This window comes from Paraburkholderia sp. XV (genome assembly GCF_020177535.1).
Taxonomy (GTDB): domain Bacteria; phylum Pseudomonadota; class Gammaproteobacteria; order Burkholderiales; family Burkholderiaceae; genus Paraburkholderia; species Paraburkholderia caribensis.
In genome coordinates this window covers 47477-66903 of the sequence record NZ_JAGUUD010000010.1, presented here as the reverse complement: position 1 = coordinate 66903, position 19427 = coordinate 47477, and the positions used below count along the sequence as shown (strand labels likewise).

General features: G+C 62.3%; 19 protein-coding genes and 2 pseudogenes. 6 read left to right on the top strand and 15 right to left on the bottom strand.

Annotation, left to right across the window (positions count from 1 at the left end):
• The first annotated feature begins 146 nt into the window (after positions 1–146).
• The gene (locus tag KFO72_RS08235) at positions 147–1166 is read left to right on the top strand and encodes a LysR family transcriptional regulator (RefSeq protein ID WP_062916182.1); all 1020 of its coding nucleotides are present in this window, start codon (positions 147–149) and stop codon (positions 1164–1166) included.
• Positions 1167–1686: 520 nt separating this feature from the next.
• On the opposite strand, the gene KFO72_RS08230 is transcribed toward KFO72_RS08235, so the two are convergent.
• From KFO72_RS08230 to KFO72_RS08200, 7 genes and pseudogenes are all read right to left on the bottom strand, one after another.
• Positions 1687–3480: a dipeptide ABC transporter ATP-binding protein gene (locus tag KFO72_RS08230; protein ID WP_225031855.1), complete on the bottom strand. Its 1794-nt coding sequence runs from the start codon at positions 3478–3480 to the stop codon at positions 1687–1689.
• Positions 3477–4337, bottom strand: a complete 861-nt coding sequence (locus tag KFO72_RS08225; protein ID WP_225031854.1) for an ABC transporter permease — start codon at positions 4335–4337, stop codon at positions 3477–3479. Before KFO72_RS08225 ends, KFO72_RS08230 begins: the two co-directional genes overlap by 4 nt.
• Entirely contained in the window at positions 4334–5263 is a 930-nt protein-coding gene (locus KFO72_RS08220; RefSeq protein ID WP_054932751.1) for an ABC transporter permease, read from the bottom strand. The genes KFO72_RS08225 and KFO72_RS08220 overlap by 4 nt, the downstream gene beginning before the upstream one ends.
• Before the next feature lies 1 nt (position 5264).
• Complete coding sequence (locus tag KFO72_RS08215) at positions 5265–6962, bottom strand: ABC transporter substrate-binding protein (RefSeq protein WP_225031853.1); 1698 nt, start codon at positions 6960–6962, stop codon at positions 5265–5267.
• Between the two features lie 338 nt (positions 6963–7300).
• A complete protein-coding gene (locus KFO72_RS08210; protein WP_054932753.1) occupies positions 7301–7957 on the bottom strand; it encodes a methionine ABC transporter permease in 657 nt (218 codons plus the stop codon).
• Entirely contained in the window at positions 7950–9107 is a 1158-nt protein-coding gene (locus tag KFO72_RS08205) for a methionine ABC transporter ATP-binding protein (protein WP_107200605.1), read from the bottom strand. Before KFO72_RS08205 ends, KFO72_RS08210 begins: the two co-directional genes overlap by 8 nt.
• Positions 9108–9178: 71 nt before the next feature.
• A pseudogene (locus KFO72_RS08200) lies at positions 9179–9916 on the bottom strand (MetQ/NlpA family ABC transporter substrate-binding protein); the annotation flags it as partial.
• Positions 9917–10432: 516 nt separating this feature from the next.
• Between KFO72_RS08200 and KFO72_RS08195 the strand changes: the two are divergent.
• Positions 10433–10744: a hypothetical protein gene (locus KFO72_RS08195; RefSeq protein WP_036000452.1), complete on the top strand. Its 312-nt coding sequence runs from the start codon at positions 10433–10435 to the stop codon at positions 10742–10744.
• 125 nt (positions 10745–10869) lie between these two features.
• Here KFO72_RS08195 and KFO72_RS08190 read toward each other — a convergent pair whose 3' ends face one another.
• Positions 10870–11712, bottom strand: coding sequence for a tetratricopeptide repeat protein (locus KFO72_RS08190; protein ID WP_060603864.1), 843 nt, complete (start codon positions 11710–11712; stop codon positions 10870–10872).
• A complete protein-coding gene (locus KFO72_RS08185; RefSeq protein ID WP_054932757.1) occupies positions 11709–12644 on the bottom strand; it encodes a Ku protein in 936 nt (311 codons plus the stop codon). The genes KFO72_RS08190 and KFO72_RS08185 overlap by 4 nt, the downstream gene beginning before the upstream one ends.
• Positions 12645–12829: 185 nt before the next feature.
• Here KFO72_RS08185 and KFO72_RS08180 point away from each other — a divergent pair, with 185 nt between their 5' ends.
• The 3 genes from KFO72_RS08180 (at position 12830) to KFO72_RS08170 (ending at position 14224) form a co-directional block, all read left to right on the top strand.
• Complete coding sequence (locus KFO72_RS08180) at positions 12830–13387, top strand: RDD family protein (RefSeq protein ID WP_225031852.1); 558 nt, start codon at positions 12830–12832, stop codon at positions 13385–13387.
• A gap of 300 nt (positions 13388–13687) precedes the next feature.
• Positions 13688–13972, top strand: a complete 285-nt coding sequence (locus KFO72_RS08175) for a hypothetical protein (protein ID WP_176053063.1) — start codon at positions 13688–13690, stop codon at positions 13970–13972.
• Between the two features lie 114 nt (positions 13973–14086).
• Entirely contained in the window at positions 14087–14224 is a 138-nt protein-coding gene (locus tag KFO72_RS08170) for a hypothetical protein (RefSeq protein ID WP_156516666.1), read from the top strand.
• A gap of 181 nt (positions 14225–14405) precedes the next feature.
• Here the strand turns inward: KFO72_RS08170 and KFO72_RS08165 are convergent, their stop codons facing one another.
• The 4 genes and pseudogenes from KFO72_RS08165 to KFO72_RS08150 all read right to left on the bottom strand — a co-directional run bounded on the left by KFO72_RS08165 (position 14406) and on the right by KFO72_RS08150 (position 16786).
• A complete protein-coding gene (locus KFO72_RS08165; RefSeq protein WP_225031851.1) occupies positions 14406–15110 on the bottom strand; it encodes a transcriptional regulator NanR in 705 nt (234 codons plus the stop codon).
• 96 nt (positions 15111–15206) lie between these two features.
• Positions 15207–15359, bottom strand: a pseudogene (locus tag KFO72_RS08160) (four-carbon acid sugar kinase family protein); the annotation flags it as partial.
• Between the two features lie 393 nt (positions 15360–15752).
• On the bottom strand, positions 15753–15956 hold the full coding sequence (locus KFO72_RS08155) for a cold-shock protein (RefSeq protein ID WP_036000361.1): 204 nt from the start codon (positions 15954–15956) through the stop codon (positions 15753–15755).
• Between the two features lie 428 nt (positions 15957–16384).
• On the bottom strand, positions 16385–16786 hold the full coding sequence (locus tag KFO72_RS08150) for a hypothetical protein (protein ID WP_054932761.1): 402 nt from the start codon (positions 16784–16786) through the stop codon (positions 16385–16387).
• A 32-nt stretch (positions 16787–16818) separates the two neighbouring features.
• On the opposite strand from KFO72_RS08150, the gene KFO72_RS08145 reads away from it, so the two are divergent.
• Positions 16819–17388, top strand: a complete 570-nt coding sequence (locus KFO72_RS08145) for a hypothetical protein (RefSeq protein ID WP_225031850.1) — start codon at positions 16819–16821, stop codon at positions 17386–17388.
• A gap of 264 nt (positions 17389–17652) precedes the next feature.
• Here the strand turns inward: KFO72_RS08145 and KFO72_RS08140 are convergent, their stop codons facing one another.
• Positions 17653–18123 (bottom strand): ribonuclease, encoded by a 471-nt coding sequence (locus KFO72_RS08140; RefSeq protein WP_225031849.1) that lies wholly within the window; start codon positions 18121–18123, stop codon positions 17653–17655.
• A gap of 236 nt (positions 18124–18359) precedes the next feature.
• On the bottom strand, positions 18360–19115 hold the full coding sequence (locus tag KFO72_RS08135) for a hypothetical protein (RefSeq protein WP_054932763.1): 756 nt from the start codon (positions 19113–19115) through the stop codon (positions 18360–18362).
• Positions 19116–19427: the final 312 nt, after the last annotated feature.

Sequence of the window (19427 nt, the reverse complement as noted above, 5' to 3'; positions counted from 1 at the left end):
GATGCATGCCATTCTGTCCGAAGACGAAAAACAGATAAATGGTTATAATCCAGAACACTGTTCACGGCAGCCGAAGAATCACAGCTATCCGCAGCCCTGCCGCGTCCGAAAGCAAGTTGCAGCTGATTTGTGTGAGGTAAGGGAATATGGACAAGCTCCTGGCGATGAAGGTCTTCACCAAGGTCGTCGAGATGAACAGCTTCGCCCGCGCAGCGGACGCTCTGGACATTCCGCGTGCGTCGGCCACCACCATCATCAAGAATCTGGAAGCGAATCTGCACACGCGCCTGATGCAGCGAACCACGCGCCGCCTGAATCTGACGCCAGAAGGCGCGGGATACTACGAACGCTGCGTGCGGGTGCTCGCCGACATCGACGAGATCGAGGACAGTCTCGCCAACGTCGTCAAAGGTCCTCGGGGCAAACTCAGAGTGGACATGCCCGGCTCGCTGGGACGCCTGATCGTGATGCCACGCCTTGAAGAATTTCGCGAGCGGTATCCGCACGTCGAGCTGATGCTGGGTTTCGGCGACCGGCACGTGGACCTGATTCAGGAAGGAGTCGACTGTGCGCTGCGCGTCGGCAATCTGGACGATTCGACGCTGGTTGCACGGCGGCTCGGCGCCTTGTCGACCATCACTGCCGCCAGTCCGGCCTATCTCGCCCGCTACGGCGAGCCTCGCTCACTCGAAGAACTGGAGCAACACGTCGCGGTGCACTATTTTTCCAGCCGTACGGGTCGAACCCTCGGCTTGAACTTCGATGTGAATGGCGAAAGCCGCGATATGAAAATGAATGGCGGCCTCGCCGTCAACGATGCGGACGCTTACGTGATGTGCGGCGTCAACGGCGCGGGCATCATTCAGGCGCCCTCGTTCATGCTTGCATCGCACATCGAAGCGGGGGAGCTCAAGGAAATACTCGCGCCGTGGAAAGTCCGCTCCATGCCGTTGTCTGCCGTCTATCCGCACAACCGGCATCTCGCTCCGAAGGTCCGGGTGTTCGTCGAATGGGTGGCGGAAATCTGTGCCCAGTCCCCGCTTGCATTCGCGCGTAACCGTCCGCCGGTTGACGGGACCCGTGACGTCCGTGTGGTCGCAAGCCAATCGCCGCGCCTCGCCGACACGGTCGATTCCGATGAAATGGACATGGCAGTCAGCACCTGATCGCCGCAATCCATGAACTCAATCGCGACGACTTTTCACTTCATCCGAACCCAGATGTCGGCACGCGCATCTTCTTCGCTCGCGTGTCGCTTCATACACTTGCGCTCACGCTGTGGGCAATGGTGCCCGTCCATTTCCAACCTCACTACTTCACGATGAAATCGACAGTTCAAGCGCTCGCCATCGCGGCAATCTTCGCCACCCCGCTGTCCACATTTGCGCAGGCGAGTCAACCGCTCGATCAATCGCCGGTACGCACGGCGCCAGTCGTTACGGACCAGGGCAGCCCCTCGCCACTGAGCCTTCGCATGCCGGGTCATTCAGCAGCCGTGGACGAAGCGGGCTTCGGCGGAGACCCGAACGGCACGTCGCAAACGGGTGGGAGTGGCGATACAACGGTTAGCTCCTATTCGCCGCCCATTCGTATCGTGCGTTAGGCCTCGCCCGAGGTGCGCGCGAGAGTCGCGCGCTCTCCGGAAACCGCGTGACTGTCTGCCGCCCGGCGTTTGCGGCGCAGCGCTTATCCCGCCAGCGGTTCAACCTCGCGCGCGCGCCCGGCACTGCCCTCCTCCTTCGCGCGCCGCAGCGAGGGCGCGGACGACATCAGCAGCCGCGTGTACGCATGACGTGGCGCGACGAAGAGCCGTTGTGCATCACCCGCTTCGACAACGCGTCCGTCCTTGAACACGAGCACACGATCGCTGACATGCCGGATCACGTCGAGATCGTGCGAAATGAACAGCAGGGACAAGCCCAGTTCCGCCTGCAACGTGCCGAGCAGATCGAGCACCTGCGCCTGCACGTACACATCGAGCGCCGACACGGGCTCGTCGCAAACGATCAGCGCCGGCTGCGAAGCAAGCGCGCGAGCAATCGCCACGCGCTGCCGCTGTCCGCCCGACAGCGAGAGCGGCCGCCGTTCGAGATAACGCGCATCCAGCCCGACCTGCTCCAGCAGTTCGACAGTGCGATCCCGCACTTGCTGCGCGCCCAGGCCCGCCGTCGACAGCGCTTCCTCCAGCAGTTGCCGCACGCAGTAGCGTGGATCGAACGAACTGAGCGGGTCTTGCGGAATGTACTGCAGCTTCGGGCGCAGCGCGCGGCGCGCCGGTTCGCGCGCGCCCTCGCCGTTCCAGTGCGCGCCGAGAAAGCGCACCTGGCCCGCCGACGGCGTCGCGAGTCCCAACACGAGCTTCGCGCAGGTGCTCTTGCCCGAACCCGATTCGCCGACGATGCCGACCACTTCGCCGCGCTGCACGTCGAACGACACGTCGTCGAGCGCGACGAAATCGCCCGCGTCCGCTGCACTGCCCGCTGTCGCGTAGCGCGCACCGCGCCGCCCATAGCGCTTGCCCAGCGCTTCGACCTGCAACAGCGTCTCGCGCGCCGTGCTTTGCCGTGGCGGCAACGGGTCGCGCACGATCAGCGACGCAGCATCGGCACGCCCCTGCGACGCGCTGTGCGCGCCCGCGTCGAAACGCGCCGACGTCAGCCGCTGCCCGCGCGAATGCGCGGACGGCTGCGCGGCGATCAGCCGGCGCGTGTAGGCATGCGCGGGATTCGTCAACACGTCGTGCGTCGCGCCGCTTTCGACGACCTCGCCGCGATGCATGACCAGCACGCGGTCCGCCACCTCCGCCACGACGGCCAGATCGTGCGAGACCAGCAACATGCCGACGCCCTCGCGCAGGCGCGCGGCGAGCACGTCGAGAATCTGGGCCTGCACGGTCACGTCGAGCGCGGTGGTCGGCTCGTCGGCGATCACCAGTGCGGGGCCCGCAACGATCGCCGACGCGATCAACGCCCGTTGCCGCAAGCCACCCGACAGCTCGTGCGCATACTGCTGGGCGCGGCGCTCCGGTTCGGGCATGCCGACGTCGCGCATCGTCTCGTGCACGCGCGCCCGGCGTGCCTTGCGCGAGCCGGACGGCGAGTGCAAGGCAAGCGTCTCTTCGATCTCGGCGCCGACCGTGCGCAACGGATCGAGCGACACCAGCGCATCTTGCATCACGAGGCCCGCGAAGCCGCCGCGCACGCCGCGCCAGTCGCGTTCGCGGAACTGCAATGCGTGTCGTCCGTCGATCACGAACTGCCGCGCGGCGATTCGCGCGCCGTGGCCGGCAAGGCCGATCAGGCTGCGTGCCGTCAAGCTCTTCCCCGAGCCCGACTCGCCGACCAGCGCCACGCATTCGCCCGCGCGAATCGTCAGATCGACGCCGCGCACCAGCGGCTGGCCGTCGTTCGCATCGGCAAAACCGATCTCGAGTCCGCGCACGTCGACGAGCGTGCGCGCGGTGGAGAAATCGTGCTTCATCGCGCTTTGACTCCATAGACGCGGGACAGATGTTTGCCGATCACGGAAAACGCCACCACCGTCAGCGTGATCGCCATGCCGGGAAACACGCTCGGCCACCACGCGACGCGCAGCACGTCGCGGCCTTCGGCGAGCATCACGCCCCATTCGGGCGTCGGCGGCTGCGGGCCGAGACCGAGGAAGCTGAGACCGGAGACGGCGATGATCGCGCTGCCGATATCGATGGTCGCGATGACGGGCACGGCCGCCAGCACGTTCGGCAGGATGTGGCGCAGAAACACCTGGCGGCGCGACATGCCCCACACGACGGCATGCGTCACGTAATCGGCGCGGCGCACCACCAGGGTCTGCGCACGCAGCACGCGGCCGAACTTCGGAATGCCCGCAATGCCGACGGCCACCGCGATGTTGACGATGCCCTGGCCGAGAAAGGTCACGACGAACAGCGACAGCAGAACGGGAGGAAAGGCCGACAGCACGTCGAACACGCGCGACGCGCTCTCGTCGACGGCGCGCCGCCCGAGCCCCGCCGTCATGCCGACCACGAGACCGATCAGCAGACTGACGACCATGCTGGCGAGCCCGATCAGCAGTGAATAGCGGGCGCCATACACGACGCGCGCAAACACGTCGCGGCCGATGCGGTCGGTCCCGAACCAGTGATCGAGGCTGGGCGCCTGCATCGCGTGCGCGACATCGCTGACGAGCGGATCGTAAGGCGTGACGACGTGCGGAAAGGCCATCGCCAAAGCGAGCGCGACGAGAAACGCCGCCGACACCAGCACGGCTGCCGGCAGCCGCGCCGCAAGCCGTGACCGCCGCTGCAATGCGACGGCGACAGATGAGAGATCGCTCATGATGTGCGCAGCCTCGGATCGATGAACAGATACAGCACGTCGAGCAGCGTCGAGATCGCGACATGCACGAAGGCGGCCAGCAGCACGACGGCGAGCACGACGGGCACGTCCTGCGACGTCACCGCCGTCAGCGTCACGCTGCCTACGCCGGGACGGCCGAACATCTTCTCGGTGATCACGGCGCCGCCCAGCAGCCCGCCGATCAGCCAGCCGCCCAGCGTGACGACGGGCAACAACGCATGCCGCAACACATGCCGCGTGCGCAGCGCGAACCCGGATACGCCTCGCGCTCGCACCGTCGTCACGAAGGGCCGTTCGAAGACGGACTCCAGTGCCTCGCGCATGACCTGCGACAGCACGCCTGCCGTCGGCAGCGCGAGCGTGACGGCGGGCAGCACGAGCGAGCGCCAGCCGGCCGCGCCCGACACCGGAAACAGCCGCCAGTGAAACGAGAACGCGATCAGCAGCAACAGCCCGAGCCAGAACACGGGCGACGACGTGAACAGCAGTTCCAGCGCCGACGCGAGGCGGCTTGCCCACGCGCCGCGTCCCGCCGCGACACCCGCCGTCGAGGTCGCGACGACCAGCGCAAGCACGATGGCGAGCACGCCCGCCGCGCACGCGAGCTGGATGGTCGGCCACAACTGGCTGCCGAGCACGGCGAGCACCGGCTGCTGCATGACGAACGACGTGCCGAGATCGCCGCGCGCGAGACGCAGCAGGAACTCTCCGTATTGCCACGGCAGACTGTGATCGAGGCCCCACTGCGCGGCGATCGCCTCGCGCAGGCCCGGATACGCGAGGTCGCCCGCCAGCACGTCCTCGATCCGGCCCGGCAGCGCATGGATCGCGAGGAAGGCCGTGGTCGCCGCAAGCCACATCACCAGTACGCCCGTCAACACGCGCGTGACGATCTGCTTCAGCACGTCAGCCTCCCTGCCTGTCGACCCAGATGTCGTACGCACTCGCCGGTCCGTCGAGCTGCGGCTCGAAGCCCACGCCGTGGACCGTCGACTTCGCCGCGAGATGGTAAGCGGGCGCGAACAGCGGCACGATGAACGCTTCGTCGACCGCACGCTTCTGCACGAACGCGAGCAGCTTGCGCCGCTCGTCGCCGATGGGCAGCAGCCGCGCCCGGTTGATCGTATCGACGATGGTCGCGTCGGGCGTTTTGATCGCGTTATAGAGGAAGCCCTGGTCGCCGAGCATGTCCCACAGTTCCATCGCGACATCCGACGGATTGTCGGTGTTCGGGTAGATGGTCCAGTTGCCCGTCGCCTTCTGGTTCGCGAAGTCGCCCGCCGTGGTGATGCGCAGCCCGAGATCGAGGCCGATGTTTTGCCGCAGCGCCGACTGGATGGCGCGGATCAGCACGTCGCGGCTATCGCGCACATAGGGCTGCGGGTAGCCGACTTCGATCGACAGCCGCTTGCCGTCCTTCGTGCGAAAGCCCTCGCTGTCGCGCGTCGTCCACCCTGCTTCGTCCAGCAGACGGTTGGCCTGCTTGATGTCGTTGCCCCACGAATGCTTGAGCTCGGCGTTGTAGTCGGGATTGTCGGGCCCGATGTTCGACCATGCGCGCTGCACCGTGCCGAGATAGACGCTCTTGACGATCGCATCGAGATCGAAGCCGTCGCGCAGCGCACGACGCACGTTGACATCGCTCGCGGGCGCGACCGTGTAGTTGATGTTCAGCGTGAAGGAGGTCGTCGCGGACGGACCCGTCAGGTACTGGAAGCCATCCACCTTGTCGAATACGGCGGCGTCCGTCGGCTGCACACCTTCGATCAGATCGACCTGACCCGAACTGAGCGCGCCCGTGCGCACGGCAGCCTCGGGAAGAAAGCGGTACGTCACCTGTTCGAGCCAGGCTTGCCCTTGATGCTGCGCGTTCCCTGGCGCCCATTTGTAGTCGGCGTTGCGCGTGAAGGTCGCCGATTGTCCGCGCTGGTAGGCACTGAACACGAACGGCCCCGTGCCGACGATGCCGGGACCGCCGCCGCACAGATCCTTGTTTTCCGCGAGCGCCTTGGGCGAGATGAAGCCGAGCTTCACGCTCGACAGCGATTCCAGCGTGGTGGAATCCGGCTGTTTCATCACGAGACGCGCGACATACGGCGACACCACTTCGACATGATCGAAGTGCACCAGCAACGAAGCCGATGCCGACGTCGTACTGACGTTCTTCAGGATGTAATCGAAGTTGGCTTTCACGGCGTTCGCATCGAACGGCGTGCCGTCGATGAAATGCACGTCGTCGCGCAAGTTGAACGTGTAGCTCTTGCCGTCGTCGGCCACGGTCCACGATTTTGCGAGCCAGGGCGCGTAGGTGCCGTCCGTCTTCTTGCTGATCAGCGAATCGATGTAGTTGCGGATGACCCAGAAGGCGTTCTGCTGTGACGCGCGATGCGGATCGAAACACGCCGGCTCGGTCGTCACGCCCCATGTCAGCGTGCCGCCCGTGACAGGCTTCAATGATTGGGCGCGTTGTGTTGTCGTGTCGGCGTCCGATTTGCTGCAGCCGCCGATCGCGAGTAAAGCGCTGGCGGCCAGGGTGCCGAGTAAGGCGAAAGCGGTTTTCTTCAGGTCGAACGTGCGTGTGCGGGTGGAAGCGTCGTGAATCATCGGTCGGAGTTGGGAGAGTAATCCCACAGCGTAAGTAAAGACTTTCGCGTTCTCCAACGAATCAATCTTGCTATCGATAGCTGGCACGCAAGCAAGGAGCAACGCGCGCTCGCTTGGGTGTTGATTTACGCCAATATCGCGCCGACCCTGTCCGCGATGTTCTCTATTTGATGAGAATAGCCATTCGCTTAGCAGCGCCACTCAATTGCAAAGCGCGAGATATCCTAACCGGCACGCTGCGGGTGAAAGCGTCCAACGCGGCACTGCGAATGGCCACCAACGTAGCCGCGTCGAACTGCCTGACCGCACAGACGCTCAGATCCGTTGAGTCGTCGTCTTCATGTGCGTTGCGCAAGCCGGCGGACCAGGCGGTCGCCGGCAAACTGTACGGCCGTGACGATCGCGATCAGCAACACAATGACCGTCACCATCACAGTCGTGTCGAAACGCTGGTAGCCGTAGCGGATCGCCAGATCGCCGAGCCCGCCCGCGCCGACGGCGCCCGCCATCGCCGACGAGCCGATCATCGCGACAACCGTGATCGTGAAGCCGCCCAGAATGCCCGGCAGTGCTTCCGGCAGCAACACATGCCAGATGATGTGGCGGCGCTGCGCGCCCATCGCCTGGGCCGCTTCGATGAGACCGCGATCCACCTCGCGCAGGCTCACTTCCGCGACGCGCGCAAAGAACGGAATCGCCGCGATGGAAAGCGGCACGATCGCGGCCCATACGCCGATCGTCGTGCCGACCAGCACGCGCGTGAGCGGCAACAGCGCGACGAGCAGAATGATGAAGGGCGTCGAGCGAAATGCATTGACCAGCGCGCCGAGCGTCGAATTCACCGCGCGCCGTTCATAGATGCCGCCGCGCGTGGTCGTGACCAGCACCAGCGCGAGCGGAATGCCGACGATCAGCGCGACGACGGCCGAAATGCCGACCATCAGCACCGTGTCGCGAATCGCGCCCGTCAGTTCCGAAAGCCAGAGTTCAGACATAGCCGAGTACCTCCACGTGATCCGCGTGTCGCCGCGCACGTTCGATCAACGCGGCGATGTGGCTCGCGAACGGCCCGGGACCGGCCAATTGCGCCGCCACCACGAGCCGTCCCTGTGCATGACCCTGAATGCGATCGATGCCGCCGTGCAGGAAGCTGACGCGGCCGCCGTCCACGGTCAACGCCGCGCTCAGCGCCGCGAGGTCCGGATCGTGACCGTTGGCGCCCGTGTAGCGCACGTCGAGCAGAATATCGGTGGCGTCGCGCGGCAATGCATCGGCGCTCGCGGGCTTGAGGCGTGCGGCGAGATCGTCGGGAAGATCGTGCACCAGCGTGCGCAACAGCGCGCGCGTCGCGTCGTGTTGCGGCGCGCCGAACACGCGCCACACGGCCCCCGTTTCGACGACGGCACCCTGTTCGATCACGGCAACGGTATCGCACACCTCGCGTATCACGGCCATCTCGTGCGTGATGAGGATGACCGTGAGGCCGAGACGCCGGTTGATATCGCGCAGCAGCGCGAGAATGGACTGCGTCGTTTCCGGGTCGAGCGCGGAGGTCGCTTCGTCGCACAGCAGAATGTCGGGATCGTGCACCAGCGCGCGTGCAATGCCGACGCGTTGCTTCTGCCCGCCCGAAAGACTCGCCGGATACGCATTGCGTTTGGCCGACAGGCCGACGAGTTCGAGCAGGGCCGAGACCTTGCTCTCGATGCCCGCCTTGGGCACGCCCGCGATCCTGAGCGGCAACGCGATGTTGTCGTACACGGTTTTCGCCGACAACAGATTGAAGTGCTGGAAAACCATGCCGATGCGCCGCCGCAACGCAACGAGCCCGCGCTCGTCGAGTTCGCCGACGCTCACGCCGTTCACGCGCACCGCGCCCGAGGTCGGCTTTTCGAGTCCATTGACGAGACGCAGCAATGTCGATTTACCCGCGCCGCTGCGGCCGATAATGCCGAATATTTCGCCACGGCGGACATCCAGTCGCACCTTCGCCAACGCGACTGCATGCTCGCCGTGTGGCGTGGAAAATACCTTGCCTGCATCGTCGAAGACGACGGCGGGCGCGGTGTCGTCCTGCGGCGCCGGCTTGACGGCAAGCGCCGGGCTTTCTTCGATGAAACCCGCTACGTCGAGCAGATGGGTCATGTCGTCGGTTCCTTTTCAGGCGGCTGGTTCATGCGAGCGCAGCGCGCATACGGCCCGCATTGAACGTCGCATCACCAGGCAACGGCGTACAGATTGCCGAACGCCTTGTCGAGCGCGGCGCGCACGGCAGGCGAATGCTGATAGATCGAAATGAACTTGCGGATGCGTGGGTCATTGACACTTTCCGGACGCACCACCCATTGAATGGCGAAGTTCTTGTTTTCGAGGCCGTCGAAGAGCAATGCGCTATTCGGGTCGGTCGTGCCCGCGAGTTTGATGAAGCTCGGATAGCCCTGCGCGAGATCGACGTCGTCGAGCGAGCGCGCCAACTGTGACGCTTCGAGCGCAACGATCTTCAGATGCTTCGGGTTATCGACGATATCCAGCGTGGTCGCGCGATAGTCGACGCCCGGTTTCAGCTTGATGAGTCCGGCGCGTTGCAGCAGCAACAGTCCGCGACCGCCGTTGACGGGGTCGTTCGCAATCGCAACCGTCGCACCGTCCTTGAGATCTTCGAAGCGCTTGACCTTCTTCGAATACAAACCGATCTTCATGATGGTGCCGGGTGCGATCGGCACGAAGTCGTAGCCGCCCTGCTTCTTCGCGTTTTCGAGGAACGGAATGTGCTGGAAGTAGTTGACGTCGATGTCCTTGTTGGCGAGTGCCGCATTCGGCGTGTTCCAATCCGTGAATTCGATGATCTTGACGTCGAGGCCTTGCTGTCGGGCCTCCTGAGCCGCGATCTTCAAGGCTTCGATTTGCGGGCTGGTTGCCGTGCCGATCTTCAGGGTCGGCGTGTCGGCAGCAAAAACGCCAGCGCCATTGAACGCGAACGCAACGAGGATGGCGTGGATCGCCAGCCTGTTCCGCGCAAGGAAGACACGCTTTAATGCAGACAAAAATTGACTCATGCTCTACTCTCGACAAGGGGATGTTCCGGTTCCGGGCACGTGCGAATACGGGCGTGTCGGGTCACGCTTCGATGGAATCGCGATGCACGGATAGACTGTGTGTCCGCTGGCGCTGAGCGCCGCGCGCGGACGGCCGCCGCGCGGGATCAGCGCCGACAGTGGGAAAAGGGACGGGTGTTGGGGTACATCATCGCCTCTCTCCAGATGAGGTCAAACGATCATAGAGGGGCGCAAAAAAGCGGTCTACCAAGCGATTGGCAAATGGAAATCGCGAAACGCGATATATGAGTTCTCTATTCGACAATCAACCGTCGACGCCGCCGCTGGACTACCTTTAATGGAATGAGTAATCTGTGGGCGCAGGATGACGTTTGATGACCACGCCAGCTTTGATCTTCGTCCCGGGGAGGACTCATGGAAGTGAGCACCGAAACGCTTGTCGACATGCTTAGAGAAGTTGAAGCAGAAGATCCCATCGACTACGCAGACCTGCCGTTTGGAGAGCAAGAACTCCGCCGCCTGATTGTCAGTTCGCTCGTTGAACGTCACCACAACGTGGAGACGGGCATGTCCGTCTCCGATATTCATGCGTTGTATCTGCTGAGCACCGCAAAGCTCGTGCTTGAAAATACCGTGCTCCATGCGCGATTGCTGCTTCTTCAAGGGCATCGACTCGACATCGAGTCGCTGTTGGCGCCCTTCACGCTCAAAGGAAAGCGGAGCTGATTTGGCAGCCCCGCATTGTGCGTCCGTCCACCAGCATTACCGGGACGCGACGCGCGATGCGGTAGAGGAACAGTCCAGCAAGCTGTAACCATTCGGACAAGCGCGACGGAGCATGGCAGTCACCATCAACCGATGAGCCTGCGATACGCGCTGAGATGCCGCAAGAGTCCCTGTCTGTCGCCGCGTATCTCACTCAGGCGGGCAAGATTGAAATGCGCGTCGGCATGGGCGGGGTCGAGCTGGAGGCATCGCTCATAGGCTTCCATCGCCGGCGCGTAGCGTTTGAGTTCCTCCAGCGCGACAGCGCGGTTGAAATGCAGCAGCGCATCGTCCGGAAAATGCGCTAGCCCGCGCTCGAACACGGCCAGCGCTTCTTCGCAGCGCGTTTCGGTCTCGCAAAGCAGCACGCCAAGATTGGTGTAGGCGTGGTAGTGCGGTGCGTCGGCCAGTTCGAGCACCTTGCGGTACGCCTGCTCGGCGCCGACGACATCTGAGCTGGCAAGCTGCTCGGCCAGCGCGAACCATTCCTCGGCCTGCTGCTCTTTGCTTCGCAGTGTGCGGGGCGCGGCGTCAAGAAAGGCAACCTCGCCCCCGAGCGGGGCGACCTCGAAATCGAGCAGATGCTGCCCTGAGGCCGCGTCCCATTGAGATTGCCCCGTCTTGACCGCAATGGTGTCACCGACGGCCGTGATACGAATGCCGGAAAGAGGAAGCTCGTCAGGAAGTTCGGCCTTCAGCCTGGCAAGCGCGCGCAAAATCTTGCGCGATGTGATTTTTGCTGCTTGCAACTGAAATGCTGTGCGCAACACCACGACGTCCTGAAACGTAAATCGCAACTCGTTGCGCGGACCGCGAGAAGGCTCGACGAATCCGGCTTCGATTAGCCCGGAAAGCACGCGTCGCGAAACGCCCAGCAAAGATTGAAGGCTGCGCAGCGAGTAGTCGTGTGATTGATTGCGCCTGCTCACTTTCGAGCTCGAACCTTTGCCGGCGGCGCTTCTTTGACTTCAGGCGCGGATGCGGCTCGCCTGGCGGGCCGACGGGGCTTGCTCGCCAGCACCGCGACATCGACAGGCGCAACTTTCTTCGACGCAGGCGTCTTCGCTTGCCCGGCTTTCTTCGTCTTGTTGGCGCTGAGGCTCGCGCGCAGCGCCTCCATGAGATCGATTACCTGCGCGCCCGTGTCTTCGGCAGACGCCTCTGGCGAGACGATCTGCTTACCGGCGATCTTGCGGTCTATGGCTTCCAGAATCCGCTTCTTTTCCTCGTCTTCGTATGCCGAAGGATCATAGGCATCTTCTGAAACCTGGTCGATTATCTGCAGCGCGAGTTGCAACTCGGCATCCGTCACGGCGATCTGCTCGATGTGCAAGTCGGCCAGTGCGCGCACTTCGTCTGCGAACAATAACTGCTGGAACACCATGCCTTCATCGGCCGGGCGGATCTGAACGATACGGGTCTTGCCCTTGTACGACCATTTGGCCAAGGCGCAGCGCTCGCTTTCTCGCATGGCCTGCTGCAGGAGGCAGTATGGCTTGCCGCCGCGCTTGTCGGGCGCGATGAAGTAGGCCTTGTCGTAGTAGAGCGGGTCGACTGATTTTTCCGGGACGAACGAGACAATCTCTACAACGTGCGAGGCACCTTCTTCCAGGGCTTTGAGCTCTTCGGGTGCGAAGACGACGAACTGGCCCTTCTCGAACTCGTAGCCCTTCTTCATATCCACCCGCGCCACGACTTCGCCCGTGGCCTCGGAAATATACTGTTGCTTCACGCGATCGCCCTCTGGCGTCAGCAGATTGAAGCCGATTCCTGACGCAGTCTCGGTCGCCGAATACAGCTTCACGGGAATGGAGACGAGGCCGAAGGAAAGCGTGAGAGATGCGATTGAACGCGCTGCCATGACATCCTCCTTGTGGCCACCGGATGCGGTCGCACGGATGCTACGAATATCCGGCTTGTCGGCCCGGGCGGGTGGACGCGGCCTTGACCGGATATCGTGCCGCGCCCGGTCGTCGAGCAGTTGAGCACTTGATGTGCCTATTCTACGACCAACCAGCCCATCGCCATTCAATGGCGCGGCCCCGCATGAGCCATGGGTCCGACGGTGGCGGTATCGCGGACTCCGGCATACTGGCGAATAGCCTGGACAATCTCGACAGCCTTCGCATATCGAGCCCGAGTTCGCCCCCACACCTCCTTCCGATGCGATATGCCTCGTACTCGCGGCGCGCGGCCGCGCTGACTATCGATTCAATCTGGTGGACAGCCGTCGTGCTGTTCGTCCCGCTCGGACCTTCGACAGAGGACATCCTGGCGGCACCCGAGTCGTACGCTAGAAGCATCGTGTTCTGGCTGGCAATCGGGCAATGCCTTCCCATCCTGTTGACGGGCGTGATGTGGGCCGTATGGGGCACGTCACCAGGCAAACGCGCGTTGCGCCTTCGAATCGTGGACGCCGATACCGGACGCGCGATGACCGTGCGACAAGCCGGCCTGCGCACGTTCGGATATCTCCTGAGCTTCGCGACGTGCGGCGCCGGATTTCTATGGGTGCTGTTCAACGAGCGGAAGCAAGCGTTGCATGACCGGATAGCCAATACGACTGTGGTCGAGGACGAAACGCGCGACCACGCCGCGACTTGAGCCACTCTCATCCTCGGAGCGTAACGAGGCGGAATCCCATCTTCACGTCAATTTCCCTTGCCGGGATGGGCAGTCGTTTTGCATCCATTGCATTCCGGTCGTCGTATACGAGATCAGAACGACGCCCGCGACGGGACCAAGGCGCGGCCGGGCGGTGGTCGGGCGCCTGCGGCACACAACGGGCATCGAAAGCGAAAAGCGCCGAGCGCTTGCACGTCGCCGCCAGGCAGGCATCCTGTTCAGCGGCACATTGAATCCGGCGACATGCAAATGTTCGCTGGCACGCCCAGGAGTCATGTGATGAGAAAAGCAACGCGGAAAGTCATGGTGGTACAAGCGTGCGTCGCCGCGCTGTGCGGATGCGCGGCAACGTTCGCGCACGCCGGCGGGAACGGCAACGGCGGAAACGGCAGCGGCGGCGCTCACGGCGCAGCGACGGCCGGGATGACGTATCACGGCGAGCCGGTGACGAGCCCATGGAACCGGACTCCCGGCGATACGCCGCGAAAGGCGACCGGGAGCACAGCCGATATGCCCGGCATGACACCCGGTGAAGGTGCCGACGGCGCAACGCCCCATCAATAGTCGCAGTTGCGTCGCAAAGTGGTGTCAGTACGCGTGCATTTTTATTTTGCAATGCACCATAGAGGGTGTACTATAGGGTTAATACCTAGGCAATAACCCTGAATGGAGTTTGCAATGAGCTACGCGACTGCTACCTCGACGCCTGCGAAAGGCGGTTTCTTCGCCCGTGTGCGCGAATTTTTCGTCGACGCATGGCGCACCCATCTGGAAGTGTGCGAGATCATGGCCGAATCGCATCGTCGCCCGCACTGAGACTATCGCGACGGTTTTGCGGGCGCCCCGTCTAGGCGGCGCTTGCGAACGAAGTGAGAGCCGTTGTACACGGCGGGCAAGGGCTGAAACGGCTCAGTGGCACATCGACTGCGCGAACCATTCGCGCGGCAGCCGCATACCCGCGCCTTGTCTGACTGCCTCGCTGCAGGCCGTACCGGCGTTATTGGCTCAATTTGCGGTACAGATGGTTGGCGCGCGACAGATGCGCGTGCATGGCTTCGGCAGCGGCATCGCCGTCATGCGCCGCGATGGCGTCGACGATGCGCTGATGCTCCGCCAAGGTCAGTTCTTCCGCGCCGGGCGCCCGCACGAGCGGCCGATAATATTCGCCCGCCCAGCGGAACAGCGACTCGACGATCGACGGGAAAATCGGATTGCCGCTGATCCTCGCGATCTCGCGGTGAAACGCCATGTCGCGCTCGATAAACTCTTCCAGATTGACCATCGACGCCCGGTGTTGCGCGACGCTCAATTGCAGTCGCGCCACGTCTTCTTCGGTCGCGCGCTCGGCGGCCATGCGCGCCGTGCCCGTTTCGAGAAAGAGGCGCGCGTGCTTGAGATGCTCGAGCATCTGCGGGTCGGTGCGCAGCAAATGCATCGCGCCGCTGGCAATTTGCCCGATCAGCCGGTCGGCCGTCGGCACGACGACGCGCGCGCGCTCCCCATGCACGATCTCGACGATGCCGGAGCGTTCGAGCGTCTGCAGCGCCTCGCGCACGGCAGGCCGGCCGACGCCATAGATTTCCATCAGTTCGCGCTCTGACGGCAGTTGCGCGTCGGGCGCTATTTCGCCCGAGCGGATGCGCTCCATCAGACGGTCCACCACTTCCTGGTACAGCTTCCGACGCGGGATGATCTCGCCCATTACATTTCAGCGACAAGCTTCTGGTGTAATGACAATACCATATACCCGTGGGTTCTTGCGAAGAACCGCTCGCTGTATCGGCTGGCCTCGTGGCGTTCACTCGACGTCGCGGCCCGCCTTGACCGATCCGAAGAACGACGCGCCACCAATCTGCCCGCCCTTCAGCACGATCTCCAGCCCATCGCGCTGTGCCGACTTCGACCATGCGCGGCACAAGGGCGCGCCGGGCGCGAGACCGGCGATCGAGGAAGTTGATGAAGAACATCAGCGCCACAAACGGCACGAGCCGCAGCGACACCTTGCGGATGGTCGAGCGCTCCAGTTCGCTCGGGCTTGCCTGTTCGGCGTGCGGGGCAGTTTGCGTTGTCGCTCGCACTGTTTGTGACAGTGTACTCGTCACTTGTGTTGTCATCACACCAGTAGCATTGCGGTCGATAAGGAGAATCGAGCCAGGGTTTTCGCCTGGTGTCGCGCAGGTGGGATCAGATTGAACAGGCTTCGGTGGGGCGAGCGTTCGTGTCGCCGGTTCAGCGCGTTGGCGGGAACGAGATTGGCGTTCCGGCGGCTGCTTCGTCCGGACTCTGGCTTCGCAAGGACAAAAAAAATGACCCCGAAGGGTCATTTTCTGATGCCGGAAACGCCTTACTGCGGCTGGATGTTCGCTGCTTGCTTGCCCTTCGGGCCTTGCTTCACTTCAAACGTCACTTTCTGGTTTTCCTGGAGCGATTTGAAGCCGCTCGACTGGATTTCCGAAAAATGTGCGAACAGGTCTTCACCACCGCCGTCCGGCGTGATGAAACCAAAACCCTTTGCATCGTTGAACCACTTCACCGTACCTGTTGCCATTTGCTAGATTCCCAAAATTGATGTTGCGCGTCGCTGGCGCCGCGCCAGCCGTGCGATGCACTTTTTAACATGGAGTCGTGGTTCCTCACAATCAGCATTTGCGCCTGAGCGGGCTTTCACACTGGAAACTTGCTCGCGGCGCGTCATCTCGAACGCATAAAAGGGCGTCGGCTCCCGTCCGGAGACCCTTCATGCCGTGTACCGAGGCGGGCCGGACCGTCAGATGCAGGGCAATCGTGAACAGATCCTCAGATTTACCCAAAGCGGCCGTTCGACGCCAGAGGTACGGGTCCGATCGGGGATTTTGTCACCCGCGTCGTCAGTTTTCAGCGAACGCCCGTATTTATCCGGTTGCCCGCCTCGTCCCGACGGGAGCGCGATCCTTGCGAAGGTGGCTGGACCTGGACGGCTCCGACAGTCGACGCAAGCTATCCGAAAACCCGTGCCCAGGCGGCCCGGATTCGCCGCCCCCGGTCTTCAAGAAGATATGAGGCGGCCAGCGCGAACAGACCGGACACGACGCCCGTCGCCACGTGCTCGACAAAGGGAAGGCGGTAGTGACTGGTATGCGAGTATGCGTCGCCCAAAGTCGTCAGACAGCCGACGATCAGCGCATTCCCATATCGATGTGAGTAGAGTTTCGCGGCTGGCGTGAAGGTCAACAGCACCGCGAGAATTCCGGTGAGCAGTCCGGTCTGGACTGCAATCGCCCAATGTACAAGGCTCAAGATGTTGCCCCAGCTCCCCGGCATGCAGGTCATACAGGCGCTGGTGGGCTGCCAGAAACGCTGGGCAAACAAGCTCATCCGGCGTTTCCATTCACTTGCCATGATGTACTCCCCGTCATGGATGCTCGGAACACGTGCCCGAGGAAATCATCATCCAGGGAGCAGCGTATCCACGGTGGAATAATACATCGCGACTGGATTTTCTCCGTTTACCGGTGCCCATCGTATTCATCCGTACTCCATATCATCTCGACGAAAATGAAGCAAAACGAAGCGGCGATTTGGTGCCCAGTCCGCGTGAACCGGTGGACGTATTGTTGCGCTGCACGCTGACAGGCTGCCTGGCGAATTGGCATACGGTAGGGATTTCACCAAGTATTCGCGAAATCACTGCTGTGCGACGCTATGCCTCAGTGCCATTCCTCATGGAGACAGGCATGCAATCTGAGAAACACAAGAAAGCGGCAGTCGGAGCTTTTCTTAATCGGTCGGCTCTGTTCCTGCTGATGTTGCCAGTTGCCTTCTTTTTCTGGGCTCTCCACGCCTACCCAGCTCACGAAGCATGTTGGCTTGGCGTCGCCACTGCCATCTATGTCTGGCCTGTCGCTGGAGTTCTCTTTGTCATCGCCGCAGGGTTTCACGTCGGCCCAGCCAGTCAACGAATGAAAACAGCCGCCGAATTGCGGCAAGCACACGGGCACTAGCTGTCGGCAGTGACGGGTGCAATGTAGTCGAAGGCCTCGGCAGAGGCCCTCGACTATGAACCTCGTCAGACGGAAATCAGTGCAGCCCAGCGCAGGCGCGTATCGGCGTTCACGGAAGATGCGCCGCTATGTTCAGGCTGGTCTGTGACGGGTCGTGTCTCGACTACTCCTGCTACTGATCAGGCCGTTTCGGCACGGTCTCTGAAAACATAACGCCCCGAGCCTGCCTTATAAGAGGCTCGGGGCGTAATCAATTGGCGCACGCTAATCTGCAATGCGTTTGAAACTGGCGTAGTAGTCGTCGGTATAGTAGCAGTCACTGATCTGCTTGCGCGGTCCACCACATACGATACGGCGTAGTCCGCGATCCGCTGAGCCAGGCGTGCGAACTGTGTATGCGTGGTAATAGCCGCGTGGATGCTGCGGCAGCAATGCCGCGCTGTTGCGGAACAGAACACCGTCCTCGCCAAAAGGGAAAGGGCCGCCCGCTTTGATCAAACGCAGGGTTTCGCCTGCTTCGGCCGGCAACTGCGCCTTGGTGACGACGGCAGGCGCGCTCGGCGCCTGCGCGCCCGATGCGGCGCTTGAGCCGCTCGCGGCTCGCCCAGGCTGAACCTGCGCCTCACTCGCGGATGTGCCCGGTTCCTGAGTACCATTTCCCGATCCGCCCTTGCCGCATCCGCCCAGGATCACGCTCAAGCCGAGGATGCAGGGGAAAGCCCATGCTCGCTTCACGAAATGATTGTCTCCGCGTTGACTGGCATTCGACGTTCATGAACGATTTCAGGGTATCGCTAATGGCAAAGTGAAGCAATGTTCGGCCGGAAATAGGCGTTTTTTACCCGGCGACCAGGCTGATGCGCGCTTCATGGCGTTCGAGAAGCCGTCCAATGAAACGAGGCGCTTAAGGTTCCAGGGATGATCGCGCAAGCAGAGCCAATGACGTCGACAGCTTATGTTTTCCGAAAAACTCATGGCTCAACGGGTACATCCCGGTCGTCGCCCATGCCGTGATATCCACCCTGAAATATGACCGTCACGTGGCGCGGGTTGTCTGCACGATAGACGTTGGCATAGATGGGAGTCGCCACGACGCCCGCACCGCAGTCGAATTTCAGATCCTTGTCGACTTGTCCACTTTTGATATTGATAAGACGCAGCCGCACCATCGACAACGAACAATCCGCCGAAGACTGGTACACACCGAGCAACAGATGGTTCTTCGTGTGATGCCACATCGGTATTTCGACAATACCGGACACCCGAGGTGTTTCAGGACCGGTGTCGTTGAGACTGCCGACTTGATGCAGCGAGATCGGCAGGACTCTTGTTCCAACCCGCCATTCCCCCGATGCGTTCGTATCACTCACTTTCAGCGCAATAGGACAAGTAACAGGGTGCGTGGGCGAAGCGGCAGGCACCGCTGGCGAATCGCCAAACGAAACAGGCTCTACTGCTTCGCATAACTGCATCTCTCCATTGGGTTGGCGCTTACCTTGCAATGGAATGGGAATGCGATGGGCATCGTAGTAGTAACTGCCATCTACGCGCCACTGACCAGGCTCATTGCGGCTGATGTCATCGTAGGTCTGCAATGACACATGAACAGGAAGGCTGCCAATCGTGCCCGCATAGTTTCTGATCTCATACCACCCGGCATGGGCAGATGAAGCGATGAGCAAAATCACGAATGAGATCGTGCGAGAGAAGTTTCGTTTGCGTTTCATCGGTTATTTTCAGTTGTCGCCTGACATGACGTCTACGGACTATCGACGCGATTCACGTCACGATGCCGAATGTTACCAACTAGCCAACAGAGGAGAAACGACATCGGCCGTTCGCGGCCGACCCACCCGATCACGCATACGGCAGGTTTCCTTTCGTGCAATTACAAAGCATCAAGTCTCGCGCGACGGTCCCGATAACCCGATTGTACGTCGCTACCGTGCATTCGATTTTCGACCGTCTCTCCAAGCGCTGATAAAGGAAGCGTCTGTCCCATGTCGCCTGATCCGATCAACATGAACTCGTCTGTCACC